Source organism: Catenulispora sp. GP43, assembly GCF_041260665.1.
Lineage (GTDB): Bacteria > Actinomycetota > Actinomycetes > Streptomycetales > Catenulisporaceae > Catenulispora.
In genome coordinates this window covers 225,799-245,296 of record NZ_JBGCCT010000003.1, presented here as the reverse complement: position 1 = coordinate 245,296, position 19,498 = coordinate 225,799, and the positions used below count along the sequence as shown (strand labels likewise).

Genomic DNA, 19,498 nt, shown 5'->3' with positions numbered 1-19,498 from the left:
CAAGGACGCGCCATGACCGATACCGGATCGAGCACAGCGGCCGGACCTCCGCCCGAGAACGACACGGGGCGCCTCGACAACGCCTCCCGTGGGCGCATCTTCGCCGTCATCGCGGTCGTCGTCCTCTTCGCCGAGGTCGCGCCGTTGCAGTACACGATGGTCTCGCCGGCGGCCCAGCTGATCGGGCGCAGCTTCCCGGGGGTGGGGAGCAACATCGCCTGGATGACCATCGTCTTCGGCCTGGTCGGCGGGGCGGCGACGCCGATCCTGGGCAAGCTGTCCGACCTGTACGGCAAGCGGAACATGCTGTTGGCGGTCGGGGTGTCGTTCCTGATCGGGTCGCTGATCTGCGCCACGACCAGCAGCTGGACGCTGTTCCTGATCGGCCGTGCGTTCCAGGCGGTGGCCATCGCCGCGGCCACGGTCGCCTATGGCCTGATCCGGGACCTGATCCCGCGCAAGTACGTGCCCTTGGCGATCGGGCTGGTGTCCACCGGGCTCGGGGTGTCCGGGGTCGGCGGGATCATGCTCTCCGGCGTGCTGACCGACACTGCCGGCTGGAGCTACAAGTCGCTGTTCTGGTTCCTGGTGATCTACACCCTGGTGACGTTGCCGCTGCTGTTCATCGTGTGCCCGGAGACCAAGTTCCGCGCCCGCCAGAAGCTCGACCCGCTCGGCGCGCTGCTGCTGGCCGGCGGCGTGGGCTTCGCGCTGCTGTACGTCTCCAACGGCGCGAACGTCGGCTGGACCGACCCGCTCTATCTGGGCTACCTCGTCCTCGGCGTGCTGCTCGTCGTCAGCTTCGTGGTGCTGGAACGCAGAGTCAGCCAGCCGATCATCGACCTGCGGCTGCTGTTCTCGCCGAAGGTCTCGGTGGTGCTGTTCATCGCCTTCTTCGCTTCGATCGTGGTCGGCATCCAGGCCTTCGCCATCCCGTACATGGTGTCCACGCCGAGTCACGCCGGGCTGATCGCGATGACCCAGCAGGGCGCGGCGGCCCGCTTCAAGGGCCTGGTGCAGCCGGACCAGATCCCGGTGAAGGTGCTCGGCGACATCGGGTACGGGCTCGGGTTCACGTTGCTGGGCCTGGCGTTCCACGTCCAGGTGTGGGGCTCGTCGGTGTCGATGTTCTCCGGCGCGGCGTCCGGACAGCTGTCGGGCAAGATCGGCGCACGCAGGCCGTTGCTGATCGGGATGTTCGCCTTCGCCGCCACCAGCGGTGTGTACGCCGCCGCGCACCACGGTGCGCTGGTACTGGCCCTGGTCGGCATCGTCTTCGGCGTCGGGTTCGGCGCGTATTACGCGACGACGCCGAACCTGCTCGTGGAAGCCTCCCCGCCGGAGCAGCAGGGGATTACCGCGGGCATGCTTGGAGTGTCCAACTCCATAGGCACCGCTGTGGGAACCGCTGTAGCGGCAGCGTTCCAGGCAGCCCATCCTGTGCGGCTTATCGTGGCCGGCCAGACAGTCCTCGCCGGTACCCCGGATCCGAAGACCGGCATAACGGAGCGCGCGGGAGTCTTCACCGACACCGCGTATACACAGATCTTCATCGCCTGTGCGATAGCCGGCGCGATCGCCTTGGTCGGCACATACTTCATGCGCTCCGGACGTACGCCATCCACGGGTGGCCTGGGCTACCTGTCGGACACCGCTCCTGAGAAGGAAACCGCGCCCGCATAAGGGAATTCAGACGGACGCCGCCACCACTATGGGCTCACACCGGGCGTTCAGGCACAGGCCGGTGGTGAGTGAGAAGTCGAAGTTGTGCGCCAAGCAGCGCAGAACCAGACCCTCCGGCGCCTCGTCGATGACCGCACCGGCCACTTCGAACCGCACTGTCACCGCGATCCGCTCCAGGAAGTACGGACTCATGTTGCGGAGTCGCGCGAAGTGCTCCGCGAACCGTTCCGCAAGGCCTGAGCCCGCCGCAGGATCGGGATATGCAGCCATAGGTCGGCGATCTCCTGTGCGCGGGACTCGCTATAGGTGTTCCCCTCCCAATGGGGATCCCATCATTGCAGTGCAGTACCGAGACGCCATCGACGACGATCAAAAACGCAGCCCGGTGCGCCATCGGCGACTGCTCGGGCACGACCGTCAGCCAGTCACCCCGGTCGTTGAGCGGCAACCGCTGCCAGCCTCCGCGACCCACTCGGCCTCCAGCAGCCCGGGAACCGCACGCAGATGGCCGTTGTCCGGGAAGGGAAACCAGGACCCTAAGAAGGCGCGACCCGGCGAAACCCGCGGATCGCACAGCAGTCGCATCTCGGGCGCCTCGACACGCAGACCCACGTGTCCTGTCGAACCCGACAACACGGCCGGGGCCGACCTCGTGTCGAGGTGGCCCCGGCTGACCTGCGTCGCAGGAAAACGCGGTATGTCAGATGGCTGCTTCGAAAGCCTTCGCCATCACGGTGTACCCCGTGTCGTTCGCGTGGATGTTGGGGCCGACCGGGGCCGGCGCGCACATCCAGGTCCACTGGCAGATGCGGGCCACGTTCAGCGGCACCGTGACGCCGGGCTTCAGCGGCACCTGGTCGACGAAGTCGTTGCTGTCGAACGCGGCGCTGACGTCGGCCACCCGGACGCCGTTCAGCGGGTACTCGACCGCGAAGACCGCGTTGAACAGGTTCAGGAACACCGCCGACAGCGTGGCGGTGCTCTGGCCGGAGGAACCGGTGAGCCAGGACGCGAGGAACGGGTTGTAGTACGTCGACCCGACGAACTCGGTCTTGTGCCCGGCCGCCGCGCGCAGCGTCTTGAGGATCACCGGCAGGTCCTGCGAGGTCTGCTTGATCCCGTTCAGACCGCACTGGATGTCCAGGCCGGTCGCGCTCGCGCAGCCGTCGACGTCGTTCGCGCCGATGTCGAGGGTCACCAGGACCCGGTCGCCCTTATGCGCCTTCAGGAACGCGGCGGCGGCGTCGAGCTGGCTCTTGTACGGCTCCGGGTACGGGCAGCCGCCGTTGATCATCGAGCCCGTGGTCTCGCCGGGGCACGCCAGGTTCACGTACTTGGTGCCCTGGGCCTTCAGCGAGGCGGCGATGTCGTCGGCGTAGCCGTGGCCGCTGATGTAGCCCTGGCCGGTCACCGCGTTCGGCTGCCAGCCGGCGCCGAGCGAGTCGCCGAGGGCGAGGTAGTAGTCGTAGGGCCGGTGCTTCCAGCCGTCGGACGCGCTCGCCGGGCCGGCGCTCACCGCCAGGCCGCACAGCGCGGCGGCCGCGATCGCGGCGGCCTTGCGCAGGCCGAGTTTGGGAACGTGCATGCTGTGGGTCCCCTCCCATGGAGATCGCGCCGCCCGCAAAGGCTCCATCGCACATACATGTGGCGGCGAACACCTGGATGCTACTGGTAGGTAGCCGCCAGGGGTAGGGGAGGGTGATTCGAGTAGAACGGCTGCTTAAGTCAGTTGTCGAAGGGCAGGACCAGGGTCCTCAGAAGCCCGGCCAGAGCCTTGCGGTCCTCGGCGGACAGCCCGCCGAGCAGGTCGCGCTCCTGGGCCAGCAGTCCTTCGAAGGCGCCGTCCACGCGCTCGCGTCCGGTGTCCGACAGCTGCACCAGCACCCCGCGCCGGTCGCCGGGGTCGGGCAGGCGCTTGACCAGGTCCTTGGCCGCGAGCCGGTCGATGCGGTTGGTCATCGTGCCGCTGGTGACCAAGGTCTGGGTCAGCAGCTTGCTGGGGGTGAGCTGGTACGGCGCGCCGGCGCGGCGAAGTGCCGAGAGCACGTCGAACTCCCACGGCTCCAGGTCGTGCTCGGCGAACGCGGTGCGGCGGGCCCGGTCCAGATGCCGCGCCAGGCGGGAGACCCGGGAGAGGACTTCGAGCGGGGCCACGTCCAGGTCCGGGCGCTCGTGGCGCCAGGCCTCGACGAGGCGGTCGACCTCGTCCCGGCAGGCTTGCGGGTCCGAGGGGGCGGCGGCGCCGTTTTTGGCGGGGGTCGCGACGGCGTCAAGGTCGTGCGTGTGTGGCGTCTCCGTCTGTGGCGTCTCCACCGCGTACCTTCTCCTCAGCGTGATCCGAGATCCCAGCCTAGCGGGAATGTCGGCACCGAGCATCTTGACATCGAGATTCTTGACCGGGCAGACTCTAAGTATCTCGACGTCGAGATACTTTGCACATCCCCGACCTGCCAGGAGGCGTCATGGCCGACGACATCTGGAACGCCCAGCAATACCTGCGGTTCGAGAACGACCGCCTGCGCCCCTTCCTGGACCTGGTCACCCAGCTCGACGCGGACGGCGACGTGCGCACCGTCGTCGACCTGGGCTGCGGACCCGGCAACGCGACCGCGCTGCTGGTCGACTGGTGGCCGGACGCCCGGATCGTGGGCGTCGACTCCTCCCCGGCGATGATCGAGGCGGCCCGGCAGCAGGAGGTTCCCGGCCAGGTCGAGTTCGAACTCGCAGACCTGCGGGACTGGCACCCGGACGCCAAGGTGGACGTCCTGCTCGCCAACGCCGTGCTCCAGTGGGTGCCGGACCACCTGGACCTGCTCCCGGACCTGGCCGCGCAGCTCGCCCCCGGCGGCGTGTTCGGCTTCCAGGTCCCCGGCAACTTCGAGGCGCCCTCGCACCTCGCGCTGGCCGAGATGAAGCGCCGGTGGGCCGGCCGCGTCCCGGACGATCTGGTCAAGCCCGCCTCTCACGATCCGGCGGGCTATTTGGAGAAGCTCGCCGAGTCCGGGCTCGAACCGGACGTGTGGGAAACCACCTACACCTACCTGGTCCCGGCCGATCCGGACCCGGCCGTGCCGTGCGGCGTCACCGAGTTCGTGCGCGGCAGCGCCCTGCGTCCGGCGATCAAGGCCCTGAGCGAGGCCGACGCCGCCGAATTCGTCGCCGAGTACGACACCCTGGCCCGCGCCGCCTACCCGATCCGTGAACTCGGCGGCCACACCGTCCAGCTGCTGCCCTACCGGCGGATCTTCGCCATCGGCCGCTCGCTCTAGGGAATCCAGGAGAAGAAGAATGCTCTCAGCACTCCACCACACGCAGGTCGCGGTCCCGAAGGGCGCGGAGGACATCTCGCGCGCCTACTACGTCGGCGTGCTCGGTATGACCGAGCTGCCCAAGCCGCCGGTCCTGGCCGCGCGCGGCGGCTGCTGGTTCGCCGCCGGCGGCCTGGAGATCCACACCGGCGTCGAGGAGCCCTTCGTCCCGGCCCGCAAGGCGCACCCGGGGATCCTGGTCACCGACATCGACGAGCTCTCGGGCGCCCTGACCGCCGCCGGCCACGAGTACACGTGGGACACGAGCATCCCGGACCGGCGCCGCCTGCACACCTTCGACCCGCACGGCAACCGCCTGGAGTTCATCCAGGAATAGCCAGGAACAGCGCTGACAGCGTTACTCCGCGGGCAGTTCCCGGGCCCGCTCTTCCAGCTCCTTGAGCAGACCCTGGAGTTCGCCGCGCACGTAGTCCCGGGTGGCGACCTCGCCGACCGCCAGGCGCAGCGAGGCGATCTCCCGGGTCAGGTACTCCATCGTCGCGATCGACAGCTCCTCGCGGGTCCGGTCCTCGGCGAACTGCACCTTGTCCCGCTCGGCCTGCCGGTTCTGCGCCAGCAGGATCAGCGGCGCGGCGTACGCGGCCTGTGTCGAGAACGCCAGGTTCAGCAGGATGAAGGGGTACGGGTCCCAGCGGATCGCCCTGCTGATCACCAGGATGTTCAGCGCGATCCAGATGATGACGATCACGGTCTGGATGATCAGGTACCGCGCGGTGCCGAAGAAACGTGCGATGGTCTCCGAGACCCGGCCGAAGGCGTCCGGGTCGAACGACGGCTTCAGCGAGACCTGCCGCCGGCCGCGCGGCTGGTCCATCCGCGGCGGTGTGTACTCGCGCGCCACTTAACCCTCCCCCGCCTCGGTGCCGGTGCCGGTGCCGGTGCCGGTCCGTTCCAGGCCCGCGGTCCCGGCGTCCTGCTCCTCCAGCAGCTCCACGACCTCGCGGGCCTCCGGCGGCAGCTCGTCGTGCGGGTGCTTGCCCTGCCGCATCCGCCAGTCGTCCGGCAGTAGGTGGTCCAGCACGTCGTCCACGGTGACCGCGCCCAGCAGCCGGTCGTCGGCGTCCACCACCGGCACCGCGACCAGGTTGTAGGTCGCCATGTAGGCCGTGACCTCGTTCAGCATGGTGTCCGGGGCCAGCGGCTCCAGCTCGACGTCCACCGCGGCCGACACCAGCGCCATCGGCGGCTCGCGCAGCAGCCGCTGGATGTGCACGGCGCCCAGGTAGCGGCCGGTCGGGGTCTCGGTCGGAGCACGGGTGACGAACACCAGCGAGGCGTTTGCCGGCGTCCGCTCCTCGTCCCGCACCAGCGCCAGCGCCTCGGCCACGGTCGCGTTCGGCAGCAGGATGATCGGGTCGGAGTTCATCAGGCCGCCGGCGGTGTCCTCGCGGTAGGTCAGCAGCCGCCGCACCGGGTTCGCGTCCTGCGGCTCCATCAGGGCCAGCAGCCGCTCGGCCTCGTCCGCGCTCAGCTCGCCGAGCAGGTCCGCGGCGTCGTCGGGGTCCATCGCCTCCAGGACGTCGGCGGCGCGCTCGGACTCCAGCTCGCCCAGGATCTCGACCTGGTCGTCCTCGGGCAGTTCCTCCATGACGTCGGCCAGGCGCTCGTCGTCCAGGGCCGCCGCTACCTCGCCGCGGCGCTTGGGCGACAGCTCGTGCATGACGTGCGCCAGGTCCGCGGCGTGCAGCTTGTCCAGCGCCGCGACCAGCTCGGCGGCGCCTTGCACGCCGGAGACCTCCAGGCCCTCGACCGCGTCCCAGTCCACGGTCAGCGACTCGCCGCGGCGCCGCAGCCCGCCCTTGGCCGCCTTCTGCACGAACAGCTTGGTCAGCGCCATGTCCTTGCCGGCGCGCTCGGGCTCCAGGGCGACGTCGCGCACGGTCGCGGTCTCGCCGGTGGCCTTCAGCGTGACCTGGCGGTCCAGCAGTTCGGTGAGCACCAGCGTCTCGCCGGCCCGCTGCTGGAAGTGCCGCATGTTCACCAGGCCGGTGGAGATCACCTGGTTGTTCTCGATCGAGGTGACCCGGCCGATCGGCAGGAAGACCCGCCGCCGGCCGTGCATCTGCATCTCCAGGACCAGGCCGAGCACGCGCGGCGCGGAGTCGCCGGCGCCCATGCTGACCACGATGTCGCGGATCCGGCCCACGGGTTCGCCGTCCGCGTCGAACACGGACCGGCCGGCGAGGTGGGAGACGTACACGCGGGACAGGGCCCTCACGTCATCCTCCGCATCGTCGTCTGCGCGGCCGGCACGCTCCCGGCGGCCGCGGGTGGTCAAGATGAGTGTGCTGCCTCACGGGCCGGTCGAAACGCCGCCGACCGCGCGACGCCCCAGGTCCGATGATGTGATCAGGCTACCGGTTCCGGCCCCGGGCGACAGACTCCGCTACTCCGTCCCCGGTCCGCGGGCCCGTCGTCTAGTCTCGTGGCGTCACCGATCGACGGGAGAACGGGAGAACCGTGCGCACGTCCCGAGGAACCGCCGTCCGCGCAGGAGCCGCGGCTGTCGCGGCCGTGGCGGCCGTGGCGGTGCTGGCCGGCTGCGGCTCCACCGGCACCAACGGCGTCGCGAAGAAGGGCGCCGGATCCATCGTCGCCACCGCCGAGGACGCCGTCCTGAACGCCAGCAGCGTCCACGTCCAGGGCCAGTTCAACTCCGGCAACCAGCCGGTCGCGCTGGACCTGCGGCTGGTGAAGGACAAGGGCGCCTCCGGCACTGTCACCATCGGCACCGAGGTGCTCGAGCTGCTGCGGGTCGGGCCGGACGTCTACGTCAAGGGCGATGAGGCTTTCTACCGCTCCGTGCTGTCCCGGCTCGGTGACGGCTCCGCCCCGGCGCCGAGTTCGTCCGCATCCGCGCCGTCCTCGGGATCGTCCTCCACCCCGGGCAGCCCGAGTTCGGGCGGGAGCTCGTCCGACAACAGCATCGCGGTCACCGCGATGCAGATCAACTACCTGCACATCGGCCCGAGTGACGCGCAGTACCAGACCTTCGCCTCGCTGACCGACCCGCGCCAGTTGCTGGCGCAGATCATGCAGGGCATCGGCTCGCTGGGCAAGGACGGCCAGAAGGACATCCGGGGCACCAAGTCGATCGTGCTGTCCGGCTCCAAGGACACCCGGGTCTACGTGGCCATCGACGGACAGCCTTTCCTGGAGCGGGTGCTGCCTCCCGGCGGCGGGACGCTGGACTTCATGGACTACGACTCCCAGGTGACGCTGAACCCGCCGCCGCCGGGTCAGGTCGTGGACATAGGCAAGCTGGCGAAGTAGCCGCGGTCCGCCGGTCACACCGGCAAGGCGATAAGGCGACAAGGCCAGTCAGACCACAGAGGCGAACGGCTTGCCGTCCAGCACGATGTCCGGCTCGACGCCCAGCGCCGCGTAGACGTGCGCCGCGACGTCCACGTGCCGCAGCGTGCCGTAGTCGGCGCCGCCCTCGATCCCCGGGCCGCAGGCCGCGATCCAGGCGGTCCGCTCGGCCTCGCTGCCGCCGCCGTGGCCGCCTTCCAGGACGTGGCCGTGGTCGGTGACGGCGATGAAGGTCCAGTTCTCGCCCGTCCGGTCCGGCCGCGCGGCGACCGCGGCCAGCAGCCGCCCGACCCGCGCGTCGGTGCGGCGGATCGCGGCCCGGTACGCGTCCCCGCAGCCCAGGTCGTGGCCGGTGGCGTCGTTCACGCCGAGGTAGACGAACGCCGCGCCGACGTCCTCGGCGGCCAGGACGCGCTCGGCGTCCCGGGTGACGGCCTCGTCGCCGCGGTCGCAGCCCGGCGCGGACTGCCCGAAAGTGGCGAAGCTCAGCCGGGACGGCGCAGCGAACATCGGGCCGTGGTCGGCCGTGGTGGCCAGCGGCGGCCAGGCCCCGACCGCGAGGTAGGTGTGCAGGCCGAAGTCGCGGGTCAGCACGGTCAGGAAGTCCGGGTGCTCGGCGAGGCGGTGCCCGGCGAAGTCGTTGCCGCCGATGCCGTGCCGGTCGATCTTGGTGCCGGTGACCGCGGTGGCCCAGCAGGGCCCTGACACCGTCGGCGTGCCGTCCTCGATCCGGACCGGGGCCAGGAAGCCCTCGCCGGCGATCCGGTCGAGGTTCGGCGTCGGTTCGGCTTCCAGGAAGTCCAGCCGCGTGCCGTCGATCCCGATGACCAGAACGCGTGAAGTGCGTGAAGTGCTCATGTCTCCCCTGGTGTCCGGGCCGCCGGCTAGGCGATCCGCGCGAGATCATCCTCATGGACCGCGCCGAGCAGCGGAAGTCCCGCCACGAACCGCTCGACGTCGGCGACCGCGTACCCGCCGAGCAGCGCGACCTCGCTGCCCATCGCGCCGGCCAGGTGCGGCGTCACGACTACGTTCGGCAGCAGGAACAGCGGATGCCCCGGCGGCAGCGGCTCGTCGGGGTCGGTGACGTCCAGGAACGCGTCGATCCGGCCGGCGGCGCAGTGCCGCACCAGCGCCTCGGTGTCGATCAGGGCGCCGCGGGCGGTGTTGACGAGCACCGATCCCTCGGGCATCAGCCCCAGACGCCGGTCGTCGAGCAGGTGCCGGGTCTCCGGCAGCGACGGCGCGTGCAGCGTCACCACGTCGCTGCGGCGCAGCAGCTCGTCGAGGTCCACGAGCCGCACCGTCCACGGCGCGGGCATCAGCGCCGCGGCCTCGGCCGGGCTCAGCGTCGGATCGGCGAGCAGCACCTCGAAGCCCTCGCGGGCCAGCATCGGCAGCACCAGCCGGCCGATCCGCGAGGCGCCGACCACCCCGACCGTGCGGCCGACGTTGCCGAACCGCGGCGAGGTCGCGGACGCCTTGTAGACGCCCTCGGCGTACTGCCGCGCCATCGAGAAGGTCCGTTTCCAGGCCAGCAGGATCACGCTGAGCGTGAACTGCGCGACCGGATGGGCGTTGGCGTCCGCGGCCGAGGACGCGAGGATCCCGCGTCCCCAGAAGTCCGGGCCCAGATGGTGCTTCACAGAGCCGGCCGCGTGCACCACCGCGCGCAGGTTCGGCGCCGCGTCCAGCACCTCGGCGGCCAGCGGCGGGCAGCCCCAGCCGGTCAGCAGGACCTCGGTGCCGGCCAGCGCCCGCCGCGCCCGCGGCTCGGCGAAGTCGGTCACGACCAGCCCGTGGTCGATCTCGACGACGGCGTCGAGCCGGGTGCGCAGCGCGGCCGGGAACGCCGCGGCGGCGACGTCCGGACGCATGGCGAATAACGCGGCGGCACGGCCGGCCATGGGGCCCCCTCATCTGTCGGGCGATGTTCTGCCGGGAAGCGATGTTCTGCCGGTACAGGTATGCCCGTTCGGCGCGCGCCGAGTCGTGGTCATGTAACCGGTTTCGTAGCACGAGGACTGTAGGCGGCTCAGATTCCGAGGTCAAGAACCCCACGTCCACGTCACAGCAGATCACAAGTCGGCCACGCCGACCTCGATCGCTTGACGCGAGACAGTAACCGTTTTAGGTTCGCGTCCCATCACACCGACGTCGAAAGGTAGGGAGGTACCGCATGGCAGCCGCAACGGCCGCCGCAGCCGCCGCGACAGCCGGGGCCGAGCCCCGGGCCAGGACCCGGTGGGCGCGCTTGCGGCGGGACAAGGTCCTGCTGCTGATGATGCTTCCCGGCGTGCTGTACTTCGGGGTCTTCCAGTACCTGGCGCAGCTCGGGAACATCATCGCCTTCAAGGACTACGTGCCCTTCGTCGGCATCAAGGACAGCGCCTGGGTCGGGTTCCAGCAGTTCTCGACGCTGTTCGCCGACCCCGACTTCTGGCACGCGGTCCGCAACACCTTCGAGCTGGCCCTGATCCAGCTGGTCTTCTACTTCCCGGTGCCGCTGGCGCTGGCGATGTTCCTGTTCAGCCTGACCCGCAACCGGGTGCGCAAGCTGGTGGTCAGCTTCGTCTACCTGCCGCACTTCATCTCGTGGGTGGTCGTGGTCGGGCTGTTCGTGCAGGTGCTGGGTCCCTCCGGGATGGTCAACAGCCTGCTGACGCACGACAGCCACCACGTCGTGGTGAACGTCTTCCGGGACCCGGCCTGGTTCAAGCCGATGATGCTGATCGAGCTGATCTGGAAGGACTGCGGCTGGGGCACGATCATCTTCCTGGCCGCGCTGTACCAGGTCGACGACGCGCTCTACGAGGCCGCCTCGCTCGACGGTGCCGGCTGGGCCCGCCGCACCTGGCACGTCACCCTGCCCTCGATCCGGCCGGTCATCGTGCTGCTGCTGATCCTGCGGGTCGGCGACATCCTGTCGGTCGGCTTCGACCAGGTCATGCAGCAGCGGGACACCTTCACGCCGGCCGCGGCGGAGGTGATCGACACCTACGTCTACAACCACGGCGTCGGCAACGGCCAGTTCTCCGTGGCGGCGGTCGCCGGCCTGCTCAAGGGCCTGGTGGCGATGGTGCTGGTGATCGGCGCCAACAAGATCGCGCACAAGCTCGGCGAACAGGGGGTCTACCAGTGAGCGTCGAGAGCTCGAATCTGCGTCCGGCCTGGATGGGCCGGCCCAAGCCCGCGGTCAGCGCGCTGAAAGGCGCCACGGTCGTGGTCATCCTGGCCCTGATAGCCGTGCCGTTCTGGCTGGTGCTGGCGACCTCGGTGTCCTCCGACGCCGAGGTGAACGCCAACGGCGGCTGGTCGCTGTGGCCGGACAAGCTGGACTTCTCCGCGTACACCAACGTCTTCGAGGGCGGGACCATCGGCCACGCGCTGTGGGTCTCGGTCCTGGTGACCGCGCTCGGCACCGCGGCCAGCCTGGCCTCGACGACCTTCCTGGCCTACGCGCTGTCCCGGCCGAACGTGCCGGCCGGAAAGCCGATCCTGCTGGCGATCCTGTTCACGTTCCTGTTCCCGGCCGGCATGATCCCCAGTTTCCTGGTGGTCACCGACCTGCACCTGTTCGACCACCTGGCCGCGCTGTTCGTGCCGGTGATGATCAACGTCTTCAACCTGGTCATCATGCGCGGCTTCTTCCAGGGCATCCCGGAGGAGCTGTACGAGGCGGCGCGCCTGGACGGCGCCGGGGATCTCAGGACCCTGTTCAAGATCGTGCTCCCGCTGTCCAAGGCGATCATCGCGGTGGTCGGCCTGTACTACGCCGTCGGCTATTGGAACGACTACTTCCGGGCGATGCTCTACACCAACGGCGGCTCGCTGAACCCGCTGTCCACGGTGCTGCGCGGCTTCGTCATCGCCGGCAACAACCCCAACGCCGAGGCCGGCGTGGACATCACCGGCATCGCCCCGATGAAGGCGATCTCCGCCCTGGTGGTCATCGCGATCGTGCCGATCGCCGCCGCCTTCCCCTTCCTGCAGCGCTACTTCACCAAGGGCGTCATGACCGGCGCCGTCAAGAGCTAAGGAACCGCACCGTCATGCCGTTCACCAACCCCGCGCAGCAGATCTCCCGCAGGACCGTCCTGCGCGCCACCGGTGCCGCCGCCGTCGCGACCGCCGCCGCCCCGGCCCTGGCGGCCTGCGGCGGCTCCAAGACCACCTCCGGCGCCGCGCAGTCCAACGCCGACAAGAAGCTCATGGCCTGGCCGACCTACACGCCGGCGGCCGGCCTGCACCCCGACATGCCGGGCACGGCGGCCGGAGTGCAGGACACGTTCCTGCGCTACCCGGCGAACCTCATCCAGTCGGTGCCGACCAAGCCCGGCGACGGCTCGAAGGTGCGGGCCCTGATCGTCACCTACGGCACGCAGCCCAAGGGTCCGGACCAGAACCAGCTGTGGAAGGCCGTCAACGACGCGGTCGGCGTGGACCTGGACCTGACGATGGTCACCGACGCCGACTGGCAGACCAAGCTCGGCGCCATGATGGCCGCCTCGGACCTGCCGGACATCATCATGCTGGGCCTGTACCAGCTGCCGAACGAGGCGCAGTTCCTGCAGGCCAAGTGCGAGCCGCTGGGCCAGTACCTGTCCGGGGACGCCGGTGCGAAGGCCTACCCGAACCTGGCCGCGATCCCGCCGTACAGCTGGGACTCGGTGGGCCGGGTCGGCGGCGACTTCTACGCGATACCGATCCACCGGCCGCGGCTCGGGAACTCGTTCTTCGCGGACTCCGACCTGTTCCAGCAGGCCGGGATCTGGAACCCGACGCCGGGCGGCCTGAGCAAGGCCGAACTGACTGCCGGACTGGTGAAGCTGAACACGCAGGGCCACTTCGCGCTCGGCACCAACAAGGTGGCCTCCTTCGGCTACCTGACGCACTCCGGCGTGCACGGCACCCCCAACCTGTGGTCGCTCGCGAACGGCCAGTTCACCACCGCCTACGGCACCGACACCATGAAGCAGTCGCTGGCCACGATGGCCGACTGGTACGGCAAGGGCCTGTACGACCCGGCGGCGCTGACCGTGTCGAGCACCCAGTGCAAGACGGACTTCCAGAACGGGACCTACGTCACCACCACCGACGGATTCGGCGGGTTCGGCGGCTACGCGACCGCGGTCAACGAGAAGTGGAAGGTCGACTTCGTCCGTCCCTACGACACCGGCGCCGGCGCCAAGGCGACGCCGTGGCTGACCCCGGGCTACTTCGGCTACACGGCTCTGAAGAAGGCGTCGCCGGAGCGGATCAAGATGCTGCTCGGCGTGCTGAACTTCCTGGCCGCGCCCTTCGGCTCCAAGGAGTGGGAGCTGATCAACTACGGCATCGAGGGCGTGCACTTCACCCGCGGCGCGGACGGGGGGCCCTCGAAGCCGACCGACCTCGGCAAGATCGAGAACTCGGTGAACGTGCCGTTCAAGTACGTCATGGCCGCCCCGCTGGTGAACTACCTCGCCGGCGAGCCCGAGGCGGCTAAGCGCTGCTACCAGGCGCAGGTGGACATCGTGCCGCTCGGCGTCCCGGACCCGAGCCTGGGCATCCAGTCGGCGACCCGCAACAAGCAGTGGCCGACCCTGCTGCAGCAGATTCAGGACGGGATGAACGCGATCATCACCGGGAAGGCGCAGCTGTCGTCCTGGAACGATGTGATCAAGAAGTGGAAGAGCAGCGGAGGCGACCAGATCGCCGCGGAGCTCGGCGCCGAATACAGCAAGACTCATAGCTGAGGCATGATCGGGCGCATGAGCTACCTGGCCGCTTTGCAAGACGAGGTCCGCGACGTCGTGGCGAAGGCGGCCGGGTCCGCCGCGCCCGAGCTGACCTACACGCTGTACCGGCAGTTCGGCGACACCGGCCACCGCTACGGCTACGAGCATCCCTATTTCGAACGGCGTGGCCGGCTGGTCGCGGCCGGCGCGGCGGCGATGTTCGACGTGCGCGCCGACGGTGTCGTCGGCGCCGAGGTCCTGAGCGTCCTGGCCGACGAACTGTGGCGGGTGTGCGACGAGTACAGCTGGGCCCTGCCCGCGCACGAGTACCACGCGCGGGACGGGGACATGCGGCGCTGCGTCGACCTGTTCGCGGCCGAGACCGCGCACACCGTGGCCGAGCTGATCGGGCGCTTCGGCAAGCAGCTGCCCGAAGACGTGACCATGCGGTGCCGCGAGGAACTGCTGGACCGGGTCTTCATCCCGTTCGCCGACGACCAGCGGCCGATGGCGTTCGAGAAGATGACCAACAACTGGCTGGCCGTGGTCGCCGGCGGGGTCGGGATGGCCGCGCTGGCCTTCTTCCCGGACGATGCCAAGCGGCTGGCGATGATCCTGAAGCGCGCGCAGAAATCCCTGCGCCGCTTCATCGAGCACTATCCGGACGACGGCGGCTGCTCCGAGGGCATGGACTACTGGGTCTACGGCTTCGGGTACTTCGCCTACTTCGCCGAGGCCTGGCGCGAGCGGGGCGGCCCGGACCTGTTGACGGACGCGAAGATCCGGGAGATCGCGGCGTTCCCGGCGCGGGTCGCCTTCGGCGACGGCCGGTTCCCGAGCTTCTCGGACGGCTCAGAGACCGCGGCCATCCCGACCGGGCTGATGGCGCGGCTAGTCGAGCGGCTCGGGGTGCCGGTGCCGTACATCGAGGCGGTGCCGAGCTTCGCATCAGACTTCTGTCATCGCTGGCCGCACGTCGCCAAGAACATCGAGTGGACGACGGAGCGCGTCCTGGGCCGACCGGTCTCACCGGGTGTCGCGTTTCTGCCGGATCTGGCGTGGGTCGTGGACCGCGGCGGCGAGGCGGAGTTCGCGGCCAAGGGCGGTCACAACGACGAGTTCCACAACCACCTGGATGTCGGCCAGTTCATCCTGCGCGGCCACGGCGAGACGCTTCTCGCGGACCTCGGCGCCGGTGAGTACAACGCCGACTACTTCGGGCCCGAGCGGTATAAGGACATTCATACGGCCGCCGAAGGCCACTCCATCCCGCTGGTCGACGGCCGAGGTCAGCTGCCGGGCGCCGAGTACGCCGCGAAGGTCGAGCGCTTCGCCGAGACCGGCCGGGGCGCGATCCTCACGCTGGACCTCACCGCGGCGTACGACGTGCCGGGCCTGCTGGCCCTCGGCCGGCGTTTCACCTGGCAGCGGCACGGCAGCCTGGTCGTGGTGGACCGGGTAGAGACCGACCGCGCGATGCCGTTCGAGGAGCTGTACCTCAGCCGGATCCGGCCGGCGGTCGAGGCCGATCGCGTGGTGTGGGAAGGCGAGAAGGCCCGGTGTGTCCTCACCTGGTCGGGCCCGGTCGAGATGCGGCCCGAGCTGGACACCGTCGAGACCACCGGTCACCGGGGCGAGCTGGAAAGCGTTTTCCGTCTTCGGCTACGATGCTCGGTCGAGGCTGGTGGCAGCCGGCTGGAGTCCGTGTTCACCGTCGAGCGCAAGGAGCGTTGATGGCCGGCGCGTTGGATGTCCCCGAGGACCGCGAACTGTCGGAGTACACCGGCTGGACGCGGGAGCACTGGCTCACGCAGGCCGACTACCTGCTCGATTCCGTGAAACCGTTCGCCTCGCCGCATTCCGCGCGTTTCGAGCTCCCCGGGCGGCCGAGTGGTTCGGGGTTCGACTCCGATGCCCTCGAAGGCTTCGCGCGCACCTTCCTGCTCGCGGCGTGGCGGATCGCCGCCGATCGCGGGCGGGGGCCGGTGGCCGAGGACCTGATCGCGCGGTACTCCTCGGGCCTGGCCGCCGGAGCGGACGCCTCGCATCCCGAGGCCTGGCCTCGGATTCCGCAGGGCCGTCCGGGGCAGCCGATGGTGGAGGCGGCCTCGATCGCGCTGGGGCTGCACTACACACGGGAATGGCTGTGGGACAAGCTGGACACCCGGGCCCAGGGGCTCGTCGCGGACTGGCTCGGCGAGTTCGTGGGCAACCCGACCTGGCCGAACAACTGGATGCTGTTCCAGACGGTCACCGAGGAGTTCCTGTCCTCGATCGGCGCGCGATATGAGGAGTCTGAGATCCTGCGGGGTCTGGACGCCACCGAGGAGTGGTACGTCGGCGACGGTTGGTACACCGACGGCGCCGGCCGGAACTTCGACTACTACATCGGCTGGGCCATGCACCTGTATCCGCTGGTGTGGACGCAGATGGCCGAGGGTGGCAGACGCAACGACCGCGCGCTCGCGGCCCGCGAGGTGTACCGGGACCGGCTGCGGCAGTTCCTGGAGCGCTACTTCGACTTCTTCGGCGCCGACGGCGCGCCGATCCACCAGGGCCGGTCGCTGACCTACCGCTTCGCGGCCGCGGCCCCGATCTGGATCGGGGAGATGTTCGACTGTTCCCCTTACGACGCCGGGCTTTCGCGGCGCGCGGCCAGCGGCGTGCTGAAGCACTTCGCCGAACACGGCGCGCCGGACGAGCGCGGACTGCTGACCCTCGGCTGGCACGAGCCGTTCCTGCCCATGGTGCAGAACTATTCGGGCCCTGCTTCGCCGTACTGGGCCTCGAAGGGCTTCATCGGCTTGATGCTGCCGGCCGATCACCGGGTATGGACGGCGCCGGAGTCGCCGCTGCCAGTGGAGGTCGCCGACTTCGAGTCGGCGATCGCGCCGGTCGGCTGGTCGTTGAGCGGGACGCGGAACGACGGCGTGGTCCGGCTGCTGAACCACGGCAGCGACAAGGCCCGGCACCACACTCCGCCGTTCGACGAGCACACCGACGTCTTCTACTCGCCGCTGGCGTTCTCGACGGTCACCGCGCCGGACACCGGGGCCGAGGCGTGGGCCAGGCGGGTCGGCAACCACGTCGCGCTGATCGCGCCGGACGGCCGGGTCACCTCGCGCGCGGTGATCGAGCCGATCGGGGTGGCGGCCGAGTGGGGTGCGTCGCGGCACGTCCCGGGCTTCGAGGAGGAGCCCGGCGGCGCCGTCCACCCCATCGAGGGCGCGGAGATCGAGACACAGCCTTTCATGATCGAAACACAGACCTTTGTTAAAGAGGGCGCCGAGATCCGGGTGCACCGGGTGACGGCGCCGGCCGGCTGGACGGTGCGCGAGGGCGGCTATCCGGTCGCCGGTTCCGAGCAGGCGCTGCACGGCGAGAACGAGAAGCTGCCCGGCGCCTTCGCGGTCAACGACCTCGGCGTGATGTCGCGGATCGAGAGCCTGGGCGGGTGGACCGCGGCCGGGGTCGAGCACGAGTTGGGCGCCAACGCGTTGGGGGCGTTCTCGGCGACGCCGTATCTGACGGCCGAGCATCCCGGCGGGACGGTGTTCTACCGGTCGAAGGCGATGGTGTTCCGGCTGCCCGAGGGAGATGCCGAATGAGCTGGCCGCTGGCGTTCTCGACCCTGGGCTGCTCGGGGCTGCCGTTGCCGGACGTCGTGGAACTGGCCCGGTCCACCGGCTGGCTCGGGCTGGAGCTGCGGGCCGCAGACGACGAGCCGGTGCACGTCGGGCTGTCGGCGCGGGAGCGGGCTGCCGCGCGGGAGGTGCTGGAGTCCGGCGGCGTCACGGTGTTGGCGGTCGCGTCGTATGTCAAAGTGGCTCGCGGCGAAGTCGGCGACGACGAGTGCGTCGCGGACGCCTTGGCGCACGCCGATCTCGCGCGGGATCTCGGGGCGCCTTTCGTGCGGGTCTTCCCCGGCGCGGAGGAACCCGGCGCCGAGGCCGACGCGCGCGCGGTTCGCCGGCTGAACGCGATCGCGGCGCGGCTGCCCGAAGGCGTCGCGATTCTGGTGGAAACCCATGACAGTCATCCACAGGGTGTGGATATCGCGCGGGTGCTGTCTCAGGTCTCCGGCGATGTCGGGACGATCTGGGACGTCATGCATCCGTGGCGGACCGGCGAGCCGATCGCGGTCACGAAGGACGTGCTGGCCCCGTATCTGCGGCATGTGCAGGTCAAGGATGTCCTGTCGCCGACCGAGCGGACGCCGTTGCCGCTCGGGGAGGGCACGATCCCGCTGGACGAGTTCTACGCCGCGTTGCGCGAACTGGGATATCAGGGCTGGATGTCGCTGGAGTGGGAGTCCAAGTGGCACCCCGAGGCCGTGCCGTTGGCCGAGGCGTTGAAGGTGAAGCCCGCCTTCACCGGTTGATCAGCGGCCGCACCGAGTCCCGCATCACGATGTGGGTCCCCAGCACGACGTGCTGGGTCGGGGCGGCCGCTTCGTCGCGGTGCAGGGCCAGGCGGACGGCTTCGCGGCCGAGTTCCATGTGCGGGATCGAGACGGTGGTCAGCGCCGGGTACAGGTCCTGGGCCTCTTGCTCGTCGTTGTATCCGATCACTGATACCTCGTCCGGCACGGACACCCCGGCCTCCCGCAGCGCGACGAGGGCGCGGGCCGCGATGTGGTCGTCCCAGGCGAAGACCGCGGTGAAGTCCGGCGGGCCGGCGGCCAGCCGCTTCTTGAGCTCGGAGTAGGCGAACGGCGGCAGCTGGTTGCCGATGATGACCAGGCCGGGGTCCTCCTCGGCGCGGTAGGCGTGGATCGCGCGGCGGTAGCCGTCGAGGCGGTCGCGGGTGGTGGTGTTGGCCTCGTCGCCGCCGATGAACAGGATCCTGCGATGCCCCTGCGAGAGCAGGTGGCTGGTCGCGGCGAAGGCGCCGCCGGCGTTGTCGTATTCGACCACGGTCACCGGCAGGTTCTCGCCGGGCGAGGGCCGCCCGCAGACCACCAGGCGCGAGCCCGCGCTGTCCAGCAGCCGGGCCAGGCGCGCCATGTGCTCGCGGTACTCGGGGGTGTCGATGACGCCGCCGACCAGGACCACCGCGTCCACGTTCTGCTCGCGCAGCGTCTCGACCAGCTTCACCTCGCGCTCCGGGTCGCCGCCGGTGGTGCTCACCATGCACAGCCGGTCCTCGGCCATCGCCTGCTGCTCCACGCCGGAGGCCACGCGGTTGTAGAACGGCGAGGTGAGGTTGGACAGCAGGACCGCGATCATCTTCGAGCTGTTGCCGGCCAGCGCGCGGGCATGCGCGTTGACGACGTAGTCCAGGTCGCGGACGGCGCGCAGGACCTTGGTGCGGGTCGCGGCGGCCACCGGGTAGTTGCCGGTGAGGACCCGGGAGACGGTGGCGACCGAGACCCCGGCGCGGGTGGCCACGTCGCGGATGGTCGCCGCGCGGCCGGAGGGGGATTCGCGGTCGGCGTCAGCTCGTTTCGGCACG

The 19,498-nt window shown here is 69.9% G+C and carries 18 protein-coding genes; 10 read left to right on the top strand and 8 right to left on the bottom strand.

Features of this window, described 5'->3' with window-relative positions:
• Window positions 1-12: 12 nt before the first annotated feature.
• Entirely contained in the window at window positions 13-1,683 is a 1,671-nt protein-coding gene (locus ABH926_RS08300) for an MFS transporter (protein WP_370364800.1), read from the top strand.
• A gap of 6 nt (window positions 1,684-1,689) precedes the next feature.
• On the opposite strand, the gene ABH926_RS08295 is transcribed toward ABH926_RS08300, so the two are convergent.
• The 3 genes from ABH926_RS08295 to ABH926_RS08285 form a co-directional block, all read right to left on the bottom strand.
• Window positions 1,690-1,875 (bottom strand): hypothetical protein, encoded by a 186-nt coding sequence (locus ABH926_RS08295; protein ID WP_370364799.1) that lies wholly within the window; start codon window positions 1,873-1,875, stop codon window positions 1,690-1,692.
• A gap of 508 nt (window positions 1,876-2,383) precedes the next feature.
• Window positions 2,384-3,268 (bottom strand): SGNH/GDSL hydrolase family protein, encoded by an 885-nt coding sequence (locus tag ABH926_RS08290; RefSeq protein WP_370364798.1) that lies wholly within the window; start codon window positions 3,266-3,268, stop codon window positions 2,384-2,386.
• Between the two features lie 140 nt (window positions 3,269-3,408).
• The gene (locus ABH926_RS08285) at window positions 3,409-3,843 is read right to left on the bottom strand and encodes a MarR family winged helix-turn-helix transcriptional regulator (RefSeq protein ID WP_370365190.1); all 435 of its coding nucleotides are present in this window, start codon (window positions 3,841-3,843) and stop codon (window positions 3,409-3,411) included.
• A gap of 302 nt (window positions 3,844-4,145) precedes the next feature.
• On the opposite strand from ABH926_RS08285, the gene ABH926_RS08280 reads away from it, so the two are divergent.
• Together ABH926_RS08280 and ABH926_RS08275 are read left to right on the top strand one after the other, a co-directional pair.
• On the top strand, window positions 4,146-4,952 hold the full coding sequence (locus ABH926_RS08280; protein ID WP_370364797.1) for a methyltransferase domain-containing protein: 807 nt from the start codon (window positions 4,146-4,148) through the stop codon (window positions 4,950-4,952).
• Between the two features lie 19 nt (window positions 4,953-4,971).
• Window positions 4,972-5,328 carry a glyoxalase gene (locus ABH926_RS08275; protein ID WP_370364796.1) on the top strand — a complete coding sequence of 119 codons (357 nt, stop codon included), beginning with the start codon at window positions 4,972-4,974 and terminating at the stop codon, window positions 5,326-5,328.
• A 21-nt stretch (window positions 5,329-5,349) separates the two neighbouring features.
• Here ABH926_RS08275 and ABH926_RS08270 read toward each other — a convergent pair whose 3' ends face one another.
• Both ABH926_RS08270 and ABH926_RS08265 read right to left on the bottom strand, forming a co-directional pair.
• Window positions 5,350-5,826: a DUF1003 domain-containing protein gene (locus ABH926_RS08270; protein ID WP_370365189.1), complete on the bottom strand. Its 477-nt coding sequence runs from the start codon at window positions 5,824-5,826 to the stop codon at window positions 5,350-5,352.
• A 27-nt stretch (window positions 5,827-5,853) separates the two neighbouring features.
• Window positions 5,854-7,230 (bottom strand): magnesium transporter MgtE N-terminal domain-containing protein, encoded by a 1,377-nt coding sequence (locus ABH926_RS08265; RefSeq protein ID WP_370364795.1) that lies wholly within the window; start codon window positions 7,228-7,230, stop codon window positions 5,854-5,856.
• Between the two features lie 242 nt (window positions 7,231-7,472).
• Here ABH926_RS08265 and ABH926_RS08260 point away from each other — a divergent pair, with 242 nt between their 5' ends.
• Window positions 7,473-8,285: a hypothetical protein gene (locus ABH926_RS08260; RefSeq protein WP_370364794.1), complete on the top strand. Its 813-nt coding sequence runs from the start codon at window positions 7,473-7,475 to the stop codon at window positions 8,283-8,285.
• Window positions 8,286-8,333: 48 nt separating this feature from the next.
• On the opposite strand, the gene ABH926_RS08255 is transcribed toward ABH926_RS08260, so the two are convergent.
• Both ABH926_RS08255 and ABH926_RS08250 read right to left on the bottom strand, forming a co-directional pair.
• Window positions 8,334-9,182: an alkaline phosphatase family protein gene (locus tag ABH926_RS08255; RefSeq protein WP_370364793.1), complete on the bottom strand. Its 849-nt coding sequence runs from the start codon at window positions 9,180-9,182 to the stop codon at window positions 8,334-8,336.
• 26 nt (window positions 9,183-9,208) lie between these two features.
• Window positions 9,209-10,231: a hydroxyacid dehydrogenase gene (locus tag ABH926_RS08250; RefSeq protein ID WP_370364792.1), complete on the bottom strand. Its 1,023-nt coding sequence runs from the start codon at window positions 10,229-10,231 to the stop codon at window positions 9,209-9,211.
• A 272-nt stretch (window positions 10,232-10,503) separates the two neighbouring features.
• Between ABH926_RS08250 and ABH926_RS08245 the strand changes: the two genes are divergently transcribed.
• From ABH926_RS08245 to ABH926_RS08220, 6 genes are read left to right on the top strand one after another with little or no spacing between them, the layout of a single operon-like run.
• Window positions 10,504-11,466 carry an ABC transporter permease gene (locus ABH926_RS08245; RefSeq protein ID WP_370364791.1) on the top strand — a complete coding sequence of 321 codons (963 nt, stop codon included), beginning with the start codon at window positions 10,504-10,506 and terminating at the stop codon, window positions 11,464-11,466.
• Window positions 11,463-12,362, top strand: coding sequence for a carbohydrate ABC transporter permease (locus tag ABH926_RS08240; protein WP_370364790.1), 900 nt, complete (start codon window positions 11,463-11,465; stop codon window positions 12,360-12,362). Before ABH926_RS08245 ends, ABH926_RS08240 begins: the two co-directional genes overlap by 4 nt.
• A gap of 14 nt (window positions 12,363-12,376) precedes the next feature.
• Window positions 12,377-14,062, top strand: coding sequence for a sugar ABC transporter substrate-binding protein (locus tag ABH926_RS08235; RefSeq protein ID WP_370364789.1), 1,686 nt, complete (start codon window positions 12,377-12,379; stop codon window positions 14,060-14,062).
• A gap of 15 nt (window positions 14,063-14,077) precedes the next feature.
• Window positions 14,078-15,778: a heparinase II/III family protein gene (locus ABH926_RS08230; RefSeq protein ID WP_370364788.1), complete on the top strand. Its 1,701-nt coding sequence runs from the start codon at window positions 14,078-14,080 to the stop codon at window positions 15,776-15,778.
• On the top strand, window positions 15,778-17,652 hold the full coding sequence (locus ABH926_RS08225; protein ID WP_370364787.1) for a DUF2264 domain-containing protein: 1,875 nt from the start codon (window positions 15,778-15,780) through the stop codon (window positions 17,650-17,652). The genes ABH926_RS08230 and ABH926_RS08225 overlap by 1 nt, the downstream gene beginning before the upstream one ends.
• Window positions 17,649-18,425 (top strand): sugar phosphate isomerase/epimerase family protein, encoded by a 777-nt coding sequence (locus ABH926_RS08220; protein ID WP_370364786.1) that lies wholly within the window; start codon window positions 17,649-17,651, stop codon window positions 18,423-18,425. The genes ABH926_RS08225 and ABH926_RS08220 overlap by 4 nt, the downstream gene beginning before the upstream one ends.
• On the opposite strand, the gene ABH926_RS08215 is transcribed toward ABH926_RS08220, so the two are convergent.
• Complete coding sequence (locus tag ABH926_RS08215; protein ID WP_370364785.1) at window positions 18,415-19,497, bottom strand: LacI family DNA-binding transcriptional regulator; 1,083 nt, start codon at window positions 19,495-19,497, stop codon at window positions 18,415-18,417. The two genes, ABH926_RS08220 and ABH926_RS08215, sit on opposite strands and share 11 nt — an antisense overlap.
• Window position 19,498: the final 1 nt, after the last annotated feature.